The organism is Streptomyces sp. NPDC048278 (assembly GCF_040652195.1).
Taxonomy (GTDB): domain Bacteria; phylum Actinomycetota; class Actinomycetes; order Streptomycetales; family Streptomycetaceae; genus Streptomyces.
This window is the reverse complement of record NZ_JBEZLP010000032.1, coordinates 40,484-55,965: the sequence shown is the minus strand read 5'-3', so window position 1 is coordinate 55,965 and position 15,482 is coordinate 40,484. Positions and strand designations below refer to the sequence as shown.

Below are 15,482 nucleotides of genomic sequence, written 5' to 3'. Positions count from 1 at the left end.
ATACCAATTCACCCTATCGGGTGAATGACCTTTCACCCAATCGCACCGCGGCCGTATACCGCCTACGACCGGACGTGCAGGGCGCGCGCCGCCCGCGGCCCGATCCACCGCTTGAGCCTGCGCAGCACCTCCAGCCGTCCGGCGGCCTTGTCGAGGCCGTAGTAGAGCTGCGGCGGGACATACGGGAGCAGCGGCGAGTGGCGCTGCCCGAGCAGGGCGAACATGCGGTGCGGGGGCAGGCCGATGTAGCGGGGCAGGTTCTCGTACCACTGGGCGCTGAGCCGGGCGGCGCTCTGCGCGGAGACCAGTTCGGCCCTGCGGCGCCGTTCGTAGGCGGCGAGGGCCTCGGGCAGGGCGGCGTGCTCGCGCAGGGCGTCGGCCAGGCACATGGCGTCCTCCAGGGCGAGGGTGGTGCCGGCGCCGATGGAGTAGTGGGTGGTGTGGGCGGCGTCGCCGAGCAGCACGAGGTTCCCGTGGTGCCAGGTCCGGTTGGTGAGGGTGCGGAAGGCCGGCCAGGCCGCCGAGGAGCCGCCGGTCAGCGGGTGGCCGTCGAGGATGCCGGCGAACAGCTTCTCCAGCAGGGTCAGTTGGCCGGCCTCGTCCATCGCGTCGAGGCCGAGGCCGGCGAGGGTGTTCGGGGCGCACTCGATGACGCAGGTGCTGTGCCCGTCGTCGTACGGGTAGCCGTAGCACCAGACCCAGCCGTGCCCGGTCTCGGCGAAGGCGAAGGTGAAGGAGTCGAAGACCCGGGTGGTGCCGAGCCACACGTAGTGGTTGCGGCCCTCGGTGGCCTCGGTGCCGAAGTGGCCGGCGTGCCGGGTGCGCAGGGCGCTGTGGATGCCGTCGGCGGCGACGACCAGGTCGGCCTCGGGGAGGTCCCCGGGGGTGATCTCGTCCTCGAACTCCAGCCGGACGCCGAGGCTACGGGCGCGGTCGGCGAGGATCTCCAGGAGGCGGTGGCGGCCGATGCCGTGCCCCACGTCTCCGGGCTGCCGGGCCACCTGGTCGCGGACATGGGCGACACCCTGGGTCCAGCGCACCGAGCTCGCCTCGACGGCCCGCGCCGACTCGGGGTCGTAGGTGTGCAGCCGGTCGAGCAGGGCGCGCCAGTAGGTGACGCCCCAGCCGTAGGTGGAGCCCTCGGGGTTGCGTTCGTGGACGGCGATGTCGTGGGACGGGTTCTGCCGCTTGAGCAGGATCGCGAGATACAGGCCGGCGGGCCCGCCTCCGACGCAGACGACCTTCACGCACACACCCCTGGATTTCACCGAACGTGGTCAATTGGCACCGGAGGGTAGCAGCGCGGAAACGCCCGGCCGGGTTTTCGAATCGCGCCAGATTGCCACCGTGAGCCACACCACCCGGACGGCGGACCACGGAGAAAGATCACCGGCAAGCCGCCCGGCCGCGCAAGGAATTACCCGTTCCGGGTCCGGCCGGGCTGCCGCCACAGCAAGATCATCTTTGTTCAATCTTGTATGACATGTGACTAATTGTCCTGATCGTAGCCAACCCGATCCGGGCGATTTCTCCCGCTCCGAGACCGCCGGATAGGCATACGGGGTCAGCACCCGCACCCGTCACAGGAGCATCCGTATGTCCGAACTCACCCGCCGCCGCGCCCTCACCGCGGCTGCCGCCCTCGCCGCCGCGGCCGGCGCCCAGGCCCTCCTCGCGCCCGGCGTCTCGGCCGCCGGCCACTCGCACGAGGGATCACTCGAACCCTTCGACGAGGTCTACAAGGGCCGTCGAATACAGGGCCGACCGGCCGGCATGGACGGCATGGACGGCATGGACGGCATGGACGGCATGGACGGCATGGACGGCATGAAGGGCATGAAGGGCATGAAGGGCATGAAGGGCATGGACGGCGGTCACCACCACGGACACGGCGCCGGATACGCGGTGTTCGTGGACGGGGTCGAACTGCACGTGATGCGGAACGCCGACGGCAGCTGGATCAGCGTGGTCAGCCACTACGACCCGGTCGCCACCCCGCGCGCCGCCGCCCGCGCCGCGGTCGACGAGCTGCAGGGCGCCGCGCTGCTGCCCTTCCCCGCCAACTGACCGCCCGCACAAGGAGTTTCCCGCACATGACCGTACGCAAGAACCAGGCCGCACTGACCGCCGACGAGAAGCGGCGGTTCGTCGCCGCCGTCATCGAGCTGAAGCGCAGCGGGCGTTACGACGACTTCGTGCGCACGCACAACGCCTTCATCATGTCCGACACCGACGACTCCGAGCGCACCGGCCACCGTTCGCCGTCGTTCCTGCCCTGGCACCGCAGATTCCTGCTCGACTTCGAGCGGGCCCTGCAGTCGGTGGACGCCTCCGTCGCGCTCCCCTACTGGGACTGGAGCGCCGACCGGACCGTCCGTGCCTCGCTGTGGGCGCCCGACTTCCTCGGCGGCACCGGGCGCAGTTCGGACGGGCGGGTGACGGACGGGCCGTTCGCCGCCACCGGCGGGAACTGGCCGGTCGACGTCCGCGTGGACGGCCGCACTTATCTGCGCAGGTCGCTCGGGACCGGAGTGCGCGAGCTGCCGACCCGGGCCGAGGTCGACTCGGTCCTGGCCATGGCGACGTACGACATGGCGCCCTGGAACAGCGCCTCGGACGGCTTCCGGAACCATCTGGAGGGCTGGCGCGGGGTCAACCTGCACAACAGGGTCCATGTCTGGGTCGGCGGGCAGATGGCCACCGGGGTCTCCCCCAACGACCCGGTGTTCTGGCTGCACCACGCCTTCGTCGACAAGCTGTGGGCCCGGTGGCAGCGCCGGCACCCGGACGCGGCCTACGTGCCGGGCGGCGGCACGCCGGACGTGGTGGACCTGGACGAGACGATGAAGCCGTGGAACGACGTGCGGCCGGCGGACCTGCTCGACCACACGAGGTTCTACACGTTCGACACCCTGGAGGCCTGACCGGGCCGCCGTCCCGCCGCCGCGTGCCACCGTGTGCCACCGCGTGCCGACGTGTGCCGCCCTCGCGTCGGTGGTCAGGCCTCGGCCGGCGTACGGCACTCCGGGTGGCCCCAGCCCTGCGCGTTCTTGGCGATGGACTCGCCGGCCGCGTAGGACCGGCCGCACGGGCACCGGCCGGGGAACTTCGCCTTGATGGTGCGGGCCGAGGAGCCGCCCGCAGCGCTCTTGCGGGGTGCCGCCTTGCGGCGCGGGGCCCCGGAGGAGGCGGCGGGGGCCGGTGAGGGCGGCGGTGTCGGGGACCCGAGGGCGCTGCCCGCGGCCTCCTGGACCACGGCCGCCTGGCTGGCCGCGCGGTCGGCGAAGTCGTTCAGCGGGTCGCCGTCGACCTGGTGGGCGGGGACGTACCGGAAGTCGACCGTGCGGCCGTCGAGGAGTTCGTCGATGCGGACGACCAGGTCCTGGTTGGCGACCGGCTTGCCCGCGGAGGTCTTCCAGCCGTTGCGCTTCCAGCCGGGCAGCCAGGTGGTGACGGCCTTCATCGCGTACTGCGAGTCCATCCGCACTTCCAGCGGCACGTCCGGGTCGGTGGAGGCCAGCAGCTGTTCCAGGGCGGTCAGTTCGGCCACGTTGTTGGTGGCCTTGCCGAGCGGCCCTGCCTCCCAGCGGGCGGGCGTCGCCGCGTCGTCGGACACCACCCAGGCCCAGCCCGCCGGTCCCGGGTTTCCCTTAGAAGCCCCGTCGCACGCGGCCACCACTCGTTCACGCATGGCCCCGATCATGCCACGGCCGGGCCGGGCGTCCGGCCGTGGTCCGGGATCCGCCCAGGTCAGACGTCCGAGGCCGACGGCATCCCGCCCTCGGTGGTCGTGACGTCGATCACCGAGAAGTTGGCGCCCTGCGGGTCGGTGAGCGCCGCCATCCGTCCGAAGGGGCTGGTCATCGGCCCGAAGCGGACCACGGCGCCGAGCTTCGTCGCCTTGGCGACGGCCTCGTCGCAGTCGGCGACGGTGAAGTACACGTTGACGTACGAGGGCACCTCGGGCGGGAAGTCGCCGGTCATCCGCATCCGGCCGAGGACAGGCCGGTCACCGAGGCTGAACGTGCGGAAGTCGACGTTGTCGTCCTCGATCTGCCGGACCGTGTAGGGGAAGACGCCCGCGAAGAAGGGGTCGGCCTTCTCGGGCTCGCGGGTGAAGACCTCCGCCCAGCAGTAGGCGCCGGGCACGGCCGTGGCCTCGAAGCCCTCGTGGACGCCGCCCTGCCAGATCCCGAAGACCGCGCCGCTGGGCTCGCGGGCCAGGCACATCGTGCCGAAGTCGCCGACCTGCATCGGCTCCATCAGCACCTCGCCGCCGTGCTCCCGGATCCGCGCGGCGGTGGCCGCCGCGTCCGGCGAGGCGAGGTACAGGCACCACTGCGACTGCCCCTCCTGCCCGGGCATGGGCGGTACGACGGCGGCGACGGCCTTGCCGTCCGCGTAGGCCTGCGTGTAGTTGCCGTACTCCGAGGACGACTCGCCGAAGGTCCAGCCGAGGACCTCGCCGTAGAAGCTCTTGGCCCCCGCCAGGTCGCTGAACATCGCGTCGGCCCAACAGGGGGTTCCTTCAGGTTGTACCGCCATCGCCGCGGCCCTTCCGATCGAGCGGGTTCTCCCGGTTCCTCACGCTAGCCACCGGGAGGTCCGCCCGCGCGCCGAACGCCGGACTCCGGCGGAGACTGGGAAGGGAGTCGGCGGCCTTCGGCGGACGGGGCGCGGTATGGCGGACGTGATGCGGGCGTGGGCGGTGGCACGGCCCGGGCCGGTCGAGGGGGATCCGCTGCGGCTGGTCGAGCGGCCGGTGCCGGTGCCCGGTGCGGACGAGCTGCTGGTGCGGGTGCGGGCCTGCGGGGTCTGCCGCACCGATCTGCATGTCACCGAGGGTGATCTGCCGGTGCACCGGACCGGGGTGGCGCCGGGGCACGAGGTGGTCGGCACGGTCGCGGGGACGGGCGCCGGGGTGGCGGACTTCGCGGTCGGCGACCGGGTCGGGGTGGCCTGGCTCCGGCGCACGGACGGGGAGTGCGCGTACTGCCTGCGGGGCGCCGAGAACCTCTGCCCGTACTCGGAGTACACGGGCTGGGACGCCGACGGCGGCTACGCCGAGTACACGACCGTGCCGGCCGCCTTCGCCTACCGGCTGCCCGGCACCCTCGACGACGTCGCGTCGGCCCCGCTGCTCTGCGCCGGGATCATCGGCTACCGCGCGCTGCTGCGGGCGTCGCTCCCGCCGGGCGGGCGGCTCGGTCTGTACGGCTTCGGGGGCAGCGCCCACCTGTGCGCGCAGGTGGCGCTCGCCGAGGGCGCCCGGGTGCATGTGCTCACCCGGGGCGCCGAGGCGCGGCGACTGGCCCTGGAGCTGGGCGCGGCCTCGGCGCGGGACGCCTACGAGGCACCGCCCGAGCCGCTGGACAGCGCGATCCTGTTCGCGCCGGTCGGCGACCTGGTGCCGCTCGCGCTGCGCGCCCTGGACCGGGGCGGGGTGCTGGCGGTCGCGGGCATCCACCTGAGCGACGTGCCGTCGCTGAACTACGAGCGCGAGCTGTTCTACGAGCGGGAGTTGCGCAGCGTCACGTCCAACACCCGTGGAGACGGACGGGAGTTCCTCGCCCTCGCCGAGCGGCACGGCGTGCACGCGACCACCCATGCCTACCCGCTGTCGGAGGCCCCGCGGGCGCTGCGGGACCTGAAGGCCGGGCGCTTCGACGGGGCCGCGGTGCTGGTGAACGACCTTTCCTGAGTCCAACCCCGGCGCGGCCCCGGGCGTGAGAGCGGGCGACCGGCGCACGACCGGCAATCACAACCCTTTCCACCCCGAACTCCAGGTTTGCGCAACTAAGGCATGCAACCGCCCCTTTCGCGCCGTACCCGTAGATCACCAAGGCTGTTTGGCTTGTCGGTGCGCACCACCACCTCGCACACCACCGACCCTCCGGGTCACCGTTGTTCACCTCTCTGCTGGAGGGAATGTGTCCACACCGGACAGCGTCATCGGGTCCGCCGTCGACGAGCCCGAGCCGGATCCGACCGCCGACGGGCAGCTCACCAGCCTGAGCACCCGGGCGGCGCGCCAGCTCGCCACGACCACCAAGTCCGAACCGCAGATGCAGGCCATCACCTCCCGGTGGCTGCTGAGGACACTGCCGTGGGTGGACGTCAAGGGCGGCACCTACCGGGTCAACCGACGCCTCCAACTGCGTACCGGGCGGGGCCGGGTGAGCTTCGAGCACAACGGCGGGGACGACATCCGGGTCATCCCCGGGACCCTCACCGAGCTGCCGATCCTGCGCGGGTACGACGACGCGGACGCGCTGACCCAGCTCGCCGACCGCTTCCAGCCCCGCGAGGTGCGTGCCGGGCAGGTGCTCTTCGAGGCGGGGCAGCCGGTCACCGAGACCTACCTGGTGGTGCACGGCCGGTTCATCCGGTACGCGGCCGGCAAGTACGGCGAGGAGGAGGTCGTCGGGGTCGTCACCGACGGCGACCAGATGGGCGACGAGGCGGTCGGCCAGACCGATCCGCTCTGGCTCACCTCGGTCCGGGCCGAGACGGCCGGCGTGGTCCTCGCACTGCCCTGGGCGGTCGCCCAGGAGATCATGGACCGGGTGCCGTCGCTCGGCGCCCACCTCCAGGCCTACGTCGACCGGCAGCGGCTGCCGATGAACCGCAAGGGCGAGGCCGAGGTGCCGGTGCAGGCCGGCCACACCGGCGAGCCGACCCTCCAGGGCGGCTTCGTGGACTACGAACTCGCGCCGCGCGAATACGAGTTGTCGCTCACCCAGACCGTTCTGCGGGTGCACTCCCGGGTCGCCGACCTCTACAACCACCCGATGGACCAGACCCAGCAGCAGCTGCGCCTCACGGTCGAGGAGATCCGCGAGCGCCAGGAGTGGGAGCTGGTCAACAACCGGGAGTTCGGGCTCCTGCACAACATCGACTACGGGCAGCGGATCAGCTCCTTCACCGGTCCGCCGACCCCGGACGACATGGACGAGCTGATCTCCATGCGCCGCAAGACCAAGGTGATCCTGGCGCACCCCAAGGCGATCGCGGCCTTCTTCCGGCAGTGCAACCGGCGCGGCCTCGTGCCCCCGTCCACCCATGTCGACGGGCACGAGATCCCGGCCTGGCGCGGGGTCCCGATCTACCCGTGCAGCAAGATCCCGATCAGCGACGACCACACCACCAGCATCATCGCGCTGCGCACCGGCGAGGCCGACCAGGGGGTCATCGGCCTCTACCAGACCGGCATCCCCGAGGAGTTCCAGCCCGGCCTCAACGTCCGCTTCATGGGCGTCAACGAGCAGGCCGTCGTCAACTACCTCGTCACCGCCTACTACTCGCTCGCCGTCCTGGTCCCCGACGCGGCCGGGATCCTGGAGAACGTCCAGCTCGGCCGCACCGCCGACTGACGGCCTGGAGCACAACCATGACCACGACCACCACCTCCTACGCCCTGCCCGGGCCGCCGAACATCGCGGAGCGGCTGCGCCCGGCCAGACGCACCGGGGCCGTCCCCGGACTGCACTACCGGCCGGCCGTGCCCGCCGACCCGGAGAAGGCCGCCGAACTCGACCGCCGCCTGGAAGCCTGGGCCCGGGATCTGGAGCTGTTCCCGGCGGCCTGGAAGGGGGACTTCTCGGACTTCCAGTTCGGCCGGGCCGTCGCCCTCCAGCACCCGGGCGGCCTCGACCTGGACCGGCTCACCGCCGCCGGCAAGCTGCTGCTCGCCGAGAACATCGTGGACTCCTGCTACTGCGAGGAGGACGAGGGGCGGGGCGGCTCCCGGCGGGGACTCGGCGGACCGCTGATCATCGCCCAGTCGGCGCTCGACCCCTACCACGGCATCCCGGAGCTGGAGGAGGAGTGGCGCGAGGGCATCCGGGCCACCGGCCCGCTGCGGTCGTACCACTTCGCCCTCACGGACTTCGCGGCCGTCGCCTCGCCCAGCCAGACCGACCGGTTCGTGCACGACATGGCCCGGCTGCACCTCGGCTATCTCGGCGAGGCCGCGTGGATGGAGACCGGGTACGTACCGCGGGTCTGGGAGTACCTGGTGATGCGGCAGTTCAACAACTTCCGGCCGTGTCTGTCGATCGTGGACGCGGTGGACGGCTACGAACTGCCCGAGCAGCTCTACGCCCGCCCGGAGATCCAGCGGATCACGGCGCTGGCCTGCAACGCCACCACCATCGTCAACGACCTGTACTCCTTCACCAAGGAGCTGGCGAGCGACCCGGACCACCTGAACCTGCCCCAGGTGGTGGCCGCCAACGACCGGCGCGGCCTGAAGGCGGCCTATCTGAAGTCCGTCGACATCCACAACCGGGTCATGGCCGCCTTCGAGGAGGAGTCGGCCGCCCTGGGCGCCACCTCGCCACTGGTCGCGCGCTATGCCGAGGGACTCGCCGCCTGGGTCGCCGGCAACCACGAATGGCACGCCACCAACACCAACCGCTACCACCTGCCCGACTACTGGTAGCCACCGAACCATCCCGAAACACCGTCAGAGACACTTCGAGGAGAACCTGTTGACCACCGCCCCTGTCGCTCGGAAGACCACCACGTCAGCCCCGGTGCCGACCCAGTCCAGGTACCAGAACAGCGTCGCGGAGTACTGGAACGCCGAGGAGAACCCGGTCAACCTCGAACTCGGAAAGATCGACGACCTGTACCACCACCACTACGGCATCGGCGAGGCCGACTGGTCGGTGCTCGACGAGACCGACCCCGCGCTGCGCAAGGAGCGCGTCACCAGTGAGCTGCACCGTCTGGAGCACGCCCAGGCCGAGCTGCTCGCCTCCCGTCTCGGCGCCCTCACGCCGGCCGACCGGGTCTTCGACGCGGGCTGCGGCCGAGGCGGCGGCAGCATCGTGGCGAACCTGCGCTACGGCTGCCACTCCGACGGGGTGACCATCTCCGCCAAGCAGGCCGACTTCGCCAACGAGATGGCCCGCAAGCGGGAGGTCGGCGACAAGGTCCGCTACCACCACCGGAACATGCTGGACACCGGCTTCGAGACGGGCGCGTACGCGGCCTCGTGGAACAACGAGTCCACGATGTACGTCGAGCTGGAGCTGCTGTTCGCCGAGCACGCCCGGCTGCTGCGCCGCGGCGGCCGTTACGTGACGATCACCGGCTGCTACAACAACGCCTACGGGCAGGCGTCCCGCGAGGTGTCCCTGATCAACGCGCACTACATCTGCGACATCCACCCGAGGTCGGAGTACTTCCGGGCGATGGCCGCCAACCGCCTGGTGCCGGTCCACGTGGAGGACCTCACCGCGGCGACGATCCCGTACTGGGAACTGCGCAAGCAGGCCGACCACCTGGTGACGGGGATCGAGGACGCGTTCCTCACCGCGTACAAGAACGGCAGCTTCCAGTACCTGCTGATCGTGGCCGACCGGGTCTGACCCGGCGGCGTGTGCCCGAGGGGGCGGTGTCCGCGGACACCGCCCCCGTCCCCGTACGGCTCACTCCCCCGCGTAGGCCTTCTTCAGCGCGGCGATGTCGAGCTTGCCCATCGCGTACATGGCCCGCGTGGTACGCGCGGCCTTCTCCGGGTCGGCGTCGCCGATCATCTCGATCAGGCCCTCCGGGATCACCTGCCAGGACACGCCGTACCTGTCCTTGAGCCAGCCGCAGGGCCCGGGCTCGCCGCCGTTCTCGGTGAGCTTGGCCCAGTAGTGGTCGACCTCCTCCTGGCCGTCGCAGTAGACCTGGAAGGAGATCGCCTCGGTGAACCTGAACTGCGGGCCGCCGTTGATGGCGACGAACTTCTGCCCGTTGGCCGTGAAGTCGACGGCCAGCACGGACCCCGCCTCCCCCGGCCCGGCCTCGTTGTACCGGCCGACCTTCCCGATGCTGGAGTTCTTGAAGATCGCCACGTAGTAGTGGGCGGCCTCCTCGGCCTGCCCGTCGAACCAGAGACACGTGGTGAATCCGTCGGCGGTCATGAACACCTCCTGGAGCGTGGAACGGGTCATCTGTACCGACCCTCGCTCATCGAGAAACTCATCGCTCAGCGCCCCTTTTAGGGGCGCGGGGAACTGCGCGATCAGCCCCCACTGCGCCGCAGACAACCGACGACCGACCGCACCTAGCATCACCGACATGAACTCTTCGTCGCCGGACATCCGTCCCTTCCGCATCGCGATCCCCCAGACCGACCTCGAAGATCTCCATGCCCGCCTCGACCGCACCCGCTGGCCGGCCGAGCTTCCCGGTGCGGGCTGGGCGTACGGCGTCCCGACCCCGTATCTCAAGGAGCTGACGCACTACTGGCGACACGAGTACGACTGGCGGGCCGCCGAGGCGGAGCTCAACGCGTGGCCCCAGTTCACCACCACGATCGACGGCACGAACGTGCACTTCGCCCACGTCCGCTCCCCCGAGCCGAACGCCACCCCGCTGATCGTCACCCACGGCTGGCCGGGCTCCGTCGTGGAGTTCCTGGACGTGGTCGGACCGCTCACGGATCCCGCGGCGCACGGCGGGGACCCGGCCGACGCCTTCCACGTGGTGCTGCCGAGCATCCCGGGGTTCGGGTTCTCCGGGCCCACCACGGAGTCCGGCTGGGAGGCGGGCCGGGTCGCGGACGCCTGGGCCGAGCTGATGCACCGGCTGGGCTACGCGCGGTTCGGGGCGCAGGGCGGCGACTGGGGCGCGGCGATCTCCCGGGAGCTGGGCCGCGCCCATCCCGGCCGGGTGATCGGCGTCCACCTCAATCTGCTGCCGGGCGCCCAGCAGGCCACCGAGCCCACGGCCGAGGAGCTCGCGGCGCTGGATGCCGAGGAACGGGCCAACACCCTCGACTCCTGGGACCGATGGGCCGCCTGGTCCAAGGAGAGCACCGGGTACGCGATCCTGCAGTGCACCCGCCCGCACACGCCCGGCTACGCGCTGACGGACTCGCCGGTGGGTCAGCTCGCCTGGATTGTCGAGAAGTTCCGGGAGTGGACGGACTCCGCGGAGCTGCCCGAGGAGGCGGTGGACCGGGACCGGCTGCTCACCAACGTGATGCTGTACTGGCTCACCGGTACGGCCGCCTCCTCCGCCCGCATCTACTACGAGCGGGCTCACGCCACCGGCGCCCGGGCCGCCGCCCCGACCGAACCGTCCACGGCACCGACCGCCCTCGCCCTGTTCCCGGCCGAACCCCAGCGTCCGCTGCGGCACAAGGCGGACCGCACGGAGAACATCGTCCGGTGGACGGAGTTCGACCGGGGCGGGCACTTCGCGGCGATGGAGGAGCCGGATCTGCTGGTGGGGGACGTCCGGGCGTTCTTCCGGCAGCTGCGGGAGCCGGGCCGGGGCTGAGGCGCCGCCGAAAAGCGCTGGCCCCGCGGCCGGGGGCGCCTGCATCCTGCCCTGCGTGGACGCACTGGAATTCAGGGTGAAGGACCCGGGCCTGCGGGACATCTTCGACCAGGACGCCGAGCTGTACGAACGGGCCCGGCCCCGCTACCCCGCCGCGCTGACCGAGCAGCTGGTCCGGGTCACGGGGGCCGGGCCGGGCGTCCGGGTGCTGGAGATCGCCCCGGGCACCGGCAAGCTCACCGTGGACCTGGCCGCGTCCGGCTGCTCGGTCACCGGTGTGGAGATCGGCCCGGGCATGGCCGCCGTGGCCCGCCGGCGCCTGGCGGCGTTTCCCGAGGCGGACGTGGTGGTCGCGGCCTTCGAGGAGTGGGAGCTGCCGCCGGAGCCGTTCGACGCGGTGGTCTGCGCGACCGCCTTCCACTGGATCGACCCTGCGGTCCGGGTGCCGAAGGCGGCCCGGGCGCTGCGGCCCGGCGGGCTGCTCGGTGTCGTCTCCACCCACCACGTGGCGGGCGGCACCGAGGACTTCTTCGCCGAGGTCCAGGAGTGCTACGAGCGCTGGGATCCGGCCACCCCGCCGGGGCTGCGCCAGACCCGCGAGGCCGACCTCGCGACCGACACGGGCGAGTTCACCGGCTCCCCGTACCTCACCGACGTCGCCGTGCAGGGGCACGCCCAGGAGATCACGTACACCACCGGCGAGTACCTGGACCTGCTGCTCACCTACTCGAACCACCGGGCACTCCCGGAGCCCGCCCGGAACGGGCTGCTCGCGGGCGTCCGGGAACTGATCGACTCCCGGTACGGCGGTGTCGTCGCCAAACGGTACTGGCACGAGCTGATCACCGCCGTACGCGTCGGGCCGTAGCCACCTCGTCCGCCGACCGCCACCGGTGGTTTTCCGCCAGGGCGGGAAACAGGACGCATGCGTCGCGTCACCCCGGGTACCCGAGGATCGAGGCACGCATGAGACGTTCGGATCCGGGTACCCGGTCCGGGCGACACCTGGACAGGGCCGGGACGACACCGGCCGAAGAGGCAGCCGCCGCAACGTGAGTGACCTGGGAGAGGACATGAACACCGCCGGGATCCGGTCGGAAGCAGTGAACACCGCCCACCCTGCCGAGGTACGGACCCCGCAGGGGGCACTGCCGGGAATCGAGGACCCGAGGACCGTCGCCCCGCGCGACGCACGTGAGCTGTCCCGTCAGTTCTTCCAGCGGATCGCGGAGCTGGAGGAGGGCACGCCGGAGTACCAGTACGCCCGCAACACGCTCATCGAGATGAACATGTCGCTGGTGCGGTTCGCGGCCGGACGGTTCCGCAACCGCGGCGACGACATGGAGGACATCGTCCAGACCGGGATGATCGGCCTGATCAAGGCCATCGACCGGTTCGAGCTGTCGCGCGAGGTCGAGTTCACCTCCTTCGCGCTGCCGTACATCGTGGGCGAGATCAAGCGGTTCTTCCGTGACACCACCTGGGCGGTGCACGTGCCGCGCCGGCTCCAGGAGCTGCGCGTGGAGCTGGCCAAGGCGCGCGAGGAACTCTCCAGCCGCCTGGACCGGGAACCGACCGTCGCCGAGCTCGCCACGCTCATGAACCTGTCCGAGAACGAGGTGGTCGAGGGCCAGCTGGCCGCCAACGGCTACAACTCCTCCTCCCTGGACGCCGCGCTGACCGGGGACGGCCCGGAGGACGGCGAGGCGGTCCTGGCCGACTTCATCGGCGTCGAGGAGGACGGGCTGCGGCTCGTGGAGGACTTCCAGTCGCTGGCCCCGCTCATGGCCGAGCTGAGCGAACGCGACCGGGAGATCATCCATCTGCGGTTCGTGGAGGAGGCCACCCAGGCGGAGATCGGCGAGCGGCTCGGCTGCTCCCAGATGCACGTCTCCCGCCTGATCAAGCGGATCATCATGCGGCTGCGTCAGGGAATGCTGGGCGAGCTCGGCTGCGCCTGACGGTGAAGTAGTCACGGGCGCTGCCCCGCACCGGCGCGTGGGGCAGCGCCCGTGGCGACTCGCCGACCGACGAATCGCCGACTCACGGCTCACCGACTCACCGACTCACTCCGGGAAGCGCACCAGCGCGCGTACCCGTTTGCCGACCGGCACCCGTTCGGCCATCACCTCCGCGGCCACGGCGTGGACGATCTCCAGGCCGTGCCGGCCGACCCGCTCGGGGTCCCGGGGGAAGCGCCGGGGCAGGGTGGCGCTGCTGTCGTACACGGAGACCAGGACCGCACTGTCCGTGCCCTCCAGTTCGAGGATGTACGGGCCGTTGCTGTGCCGGTCCGCGTTGGTGACCAGCTCGCTCACCACGAGGAGCAGTTCACCGTCGGCCCGGGGATCGATCTCGGCGCACCATTCGGTCCTGAGCTGCTCCAGGAAGCCGGCCGCGAAGTCCCGCGCCTCGGCGATGCAGCCGGGCTCGCCGGTGTAGTGCGCCGCGCGCCGCAGCGGCTCCACGGGTACGTCGAAGCCAGTCGGTATCACTGCCCCGCCCAGGTTTTCGATCATGCGTGTCTCTCCAGGAGGCCGGCTCGGCCCGTCGCTGTTGCATCCATGCTCGTACCCCGAGCGGGCTCCGGCAGTCCCCAGAGGCGTTCGCCGACCGCGCACACCGCACGTCGCGCTGGTCACAGCCCCGGCGCGGCGGGGGACAGCGCGGACTCCGGGCCGGGCGACCCCGGGGACGGCGGGCCCGGCTGCTGCGCCGACGAAGGCGGCCCCGGGGAGACGGGCCCCTGCGACGCGGGCGGCTGCGACGCGGGCGACTCGTTCTTCGGGGGTTCGTTCTTCGGGGACTCGGTGCGCGGGGACTCGTTGCCGTGCTTCGGGGGCTCGGACTTCGGCGGCTCGCTCTTCGGAGGTCGGCTCTTCGGGGGCTCACTCTTCGGCGGCTCCGACGAGGCCGCCTCGGAGGACGGAGGCTTCGAGCCCGGTGATTGCGCGGACGGGGGCCCGGAGGGCGCCGACGGCGACTCGGAGGAGGGCGGCTTCGAGGACGGCTTCCCGGACGGCGACTGCGACGGCGTGTTCGAGGACGGCGGGCTCGACGGCGAGTTCGACGACGGGGGCCTGGAGCCGTTCCCCGGCGTCGACGGGCCGGACGAGGCCGGCGGGCACGGGGTGGTGCCGGGTTTCCCGGACCCGGGCGGGCAGCCTTGGTGGCCCGGCGGGTTGACGGGGTCCGGATTGGCCGGGGGCCTGGCCGGGCGGTCCTGGTGCCCGGTGTGGTCACCCCGGTGGCGGCCGAACCAGTCGTCGTGCTCGTGGTCGAAGACGACGAACACCTTGATGATCTGTGCGGCCGGCGCGACGACGACCACGTTCGCGGGCCGGTACGCGGCCCAGGCGGCACCGGTGGTCTTCGGGGTGGTGCGCTGCGCGACCGGCGGGGCCAGCGGGTTGCCGCAGGCGCACCGGAGCCGGGGCACGCCGTGCCCGTCGACGAGGACGGCGGTACCCGACTGGAGGACGGACTGGTAGGTGGTCGCCTTGCCGTCGCGGTAGCCGTGGGCGGTGACCCGGGTGTCCGCGCGCAGCTGTACGGGGGTGAGCGAGCGCAGGTAGGCGGGAACCCCGGACGGCTGGACGCCGACCTGGGAGGCGAACGCCCTGTTCCGGGACGGCGAGGACTGGAAGTACCTGACCTGCTGTTCGACGTCGCAGCTGGCGCTGTTCTTCGTGCCGCTGTAGAGGCCGGGTGCCCCGCCGTCCACCCCGCGCACCTCGTTCGCCGGCGCCGCCGACCCGGCCGGGGCCGCGGACAGCGGCGCCGCGGAGCTCTTCCTGGCGGTGGACTCGGTGAACGGGTCCTGGCCAGAGCTGTTGGCGGCCTGCAGGAAGACCTCGCCGCGTTTGCCGGAGCTGTCGCCCGAACGGGTGAGGACCACGACCAGGGCGGCGGCGACCACCACGGCCGTGGTGAGCGTCGCGACCCGGGGCACCGACCTCCACCACGGCCGGTGCGGCTCCCCGCCCTGCCCCTCGCCGCCGGGCGGCTGCGAGGGGGGTCCTGGGGGTGGTCCGGAGGCCCCGGACAGGGGTCCGGAAGGGGGTCCTGTGGGACGGCCGGACGACGGCGGTTCGACGCTCACGCGCTCATCTCCCCAGTGCGGTAAACGGCATTCATGAAAAATGCCTCAATTGGGGCATGTCGAGCCCAATGTGCGCCGGTCCGGTACCGCCCGCAAG

Annotated in this window: 14 protein-coding genes and 1 pseudogene; 9 read left to right on the top strand and 6 right to left on the bottom strand. The window is 71.7% G+C overall.

Annotated features, from left to right (window positions below):
- Window positions 1-62: 62 nt before the first annotated feature.
- Window positions 63-1,253, bottom strand: coding sequence for an FAD-dependent monooxygenase (locus tag AB0D74_RS38680; protein ID WP_362597767.1), 1,191 nt, complete (start codon window positions 1,251-1,253; stop codon window positions 63-65).
- 343 nt (window positions 1,254-1,596) lie between these two features.
- Between AB0D74_RS38680 and AB0D74_RS38675 the strand changes: the two genes are divergently transcribed.
- Together AB0D74_RS38675 and AB0D74_RS38670 are read left to right on the top strand one after the other, a co-directional pair.
- Entirely contained in the window at window positions 1,597-2,067 is a 471-nt protein-coding gene (locus tag AB0D74_RS38675) for a tyrosinase cofactor (protein ID WP_362597590.1), read from the top strand.
- A gap of 26 nt (window positions 2,068-2,093) precedes the next feature.
- On the top strand, window positions 2,094-2,924 hold the full coding sequence (locus AB0D74_RS38670; RefSeq protein WP_362597587.1) for a tyrosinase family protein: 831 nt from the start codon (window positions 2,094-2,096) through the stop codon (window positions 2,922-2,924).
- Between the two features lie 74 nt (window positions 2,925-2,998).
- Here the strand turns inward: AB0D74_RS38670 and AB0D74_RS38665 are convergent, their stop codons facing one another.
- Both AB0D74_RS38665 and AB0D74_RS38660 read right to left on the bottom strand, forming a co-directional pair.
- Window positions 2,999-3,703: a ribonuclease H gene (locus AB0D74_RS38665; protein WP_362597583.1), complete on the bottom strand. Its 705-nt coding sequence runs from the start codon at window positions 3,701-3,703 to the stop codon at window positions 2,999-3,001.
- 47 nt (window positions 3,704-3,750) lie between these two features.
- On the bottom strand, window positions 3,751-4,545 hold the full coding sequence (locus AB0D74_RS38660; RefSeq protein ID WP_362597580.1) for a VOC family protein: 795 nt from the start codon (window positions 4,543-4,545) through the stop codon (window positions 3,751-3,753).
- A gap of 148 nt (window positions 4,546-4,693) precedes the next feature.
- Between AB0D74_RS38660 and AB0D74_RS38655 the strand changes: the two genes are divergently transcribed.
- From AB0D74_RS38655 to AB0D74_RS38640, 4 genes are all read left to right on the top strand, one after another.
- Window positions 4,694-5,701, top strand: coding sequence for a zinc-binding alcohol dehydrogenase family protein (locus tag AB0D74_RS38655; protein ID WP_362597764.1), 1,008 nt, complete (start codon window positions 4,694-4,696; stop codon window positions 5,699-5,701).
- 229 nt (window positions 5,702-5,930) lie between these two features.
- Window positions 5,931-7,373, top strand: coding sequence for a family 2B encapsulin nanocompartment shell protein (locus tag AB0D74_RS38650; protein ID WP_362597577.1), 1,443 nt, complete (start codon window positions 5,931-5,933; stop codon window positions 7,371-7,373).
- A gap of 17 nt (window positions 7,374-7,390) precedes the next feature.
- The gene (locus tag AB0D74_RS38645) at window positions 7,391-8,443 is read left to right on the top strand and encodes a family 2 encapsulin nanocompartment cargo protein terpene cyclase (RefSeq protein WP_362597574.1); all 1,053 of its coding nucleotides are present in this window, start codon (window positions 7,391-7,393) and stop codon (window positions 8,441-8,443) included.
- A 49-nt stretch (window positions 8,444-8,492) separates the two neighbouring features.
- A complete protein-coding gene (locus AB0D74_RS38640) occupies window positions 8,493-9,377 on the top strand; it encodes a geranyl diphosphate 2-C-methyltransferase (protein ID WP_362597571.1) in 885 nt (294 codons plus the stop codon).
- A 60-nt stretch (window positions 9,378-9,437) separates the two neighbouring features.
- Here the strand turns inward: AB0D74_RS38640 and AB0D74_RS38635 are convergent, their stop codons facing one another.
- Window positions 9,438-9,920: a VOC family protein gene (locus AB0D74_RS38635; RefSeq protein ID WP_362597761.1), complete on the bottom strand. Its 483-nt coding sequence runs from the start codon at window positions 9,918-9,920 to the stop codon at window positions 9,438-9,440.
- Between the two features lie 157 nt (window positions 9,921-10,077).
- Here AB0D74_RS38635 and AB0D74_RS38630 point away from each other — a divergent pair, with 157 nt between their 5' ends.
- The 3 genes from AB0D74_RS38630 (at window position 10,078) to AB0D74_RS38620 (ending at window position 13,244) form a co-directional block, all read left to right on the top strand.
- Window positions 10,078-11,283 (top strand): epoxide hydrolase family protein, encoded by a 1,206-nt coding sequence (locus AB0D74_RS38630; protein WP_362597568.1) that lies wholly within the window; start codon window positions 10,078-10,080, stop codon window positions 11,281-11,283.
- Window positions 11,284-11,338: 55 nt separating this feature from the next.
- Window positions 11,339-12,151: a class I SAM-dependent methyltransferase gene (locus AB0D74_RS38625; protein ID WP_362597565.1), complete on the top strand. Its 813-nt coding sequence runs from the start codon at window positions 11,339-11,341 to the stop codon at window positions 12,149-12,151.
- A gap of 205 nt (window positions 12,152-12,356) precedes the next feature.
- Entirely contained in the window at window positions 12,357-13,244 is an 888-nt protein-coding gene (locus AB0D74_RS38620) for an RNA polymerase sigma factor SigF (protein ID WP_362597758.1), read from the top strand.
- A 105-nt stretch (window positions 13,245-13,349) separates the two neighbouring features.
- Here the strand turns inward: AB0D74_RS38620 and AB0D74_RS38615 are convergent, their stop codons facing one another.
- Window positions 13,350-13,802 carry an ATP-binding protein gene (locus tag AB0D74_RS38615; protein WP_362597562.1) on the bottom strand — a complete coding sequence of 151 codons (453 nt, stop codon included), beginning with the start codon at window positions 13,800-13,802 and terminating at the stop codon, window positions 13,350-13,352.
- Between the two features lie 473 nt (window positions 13,803-14,275).
- Window positions 14,276-15,385 (bottom strand): annotated as a pseudogene (locus AB0D74_RS38610) (DUF6777 domain-containing protein); the annotation flags it as partial.
- Between the last annotated feature and the right edge of the window lie 97 nt (window positions 15,386-15,482).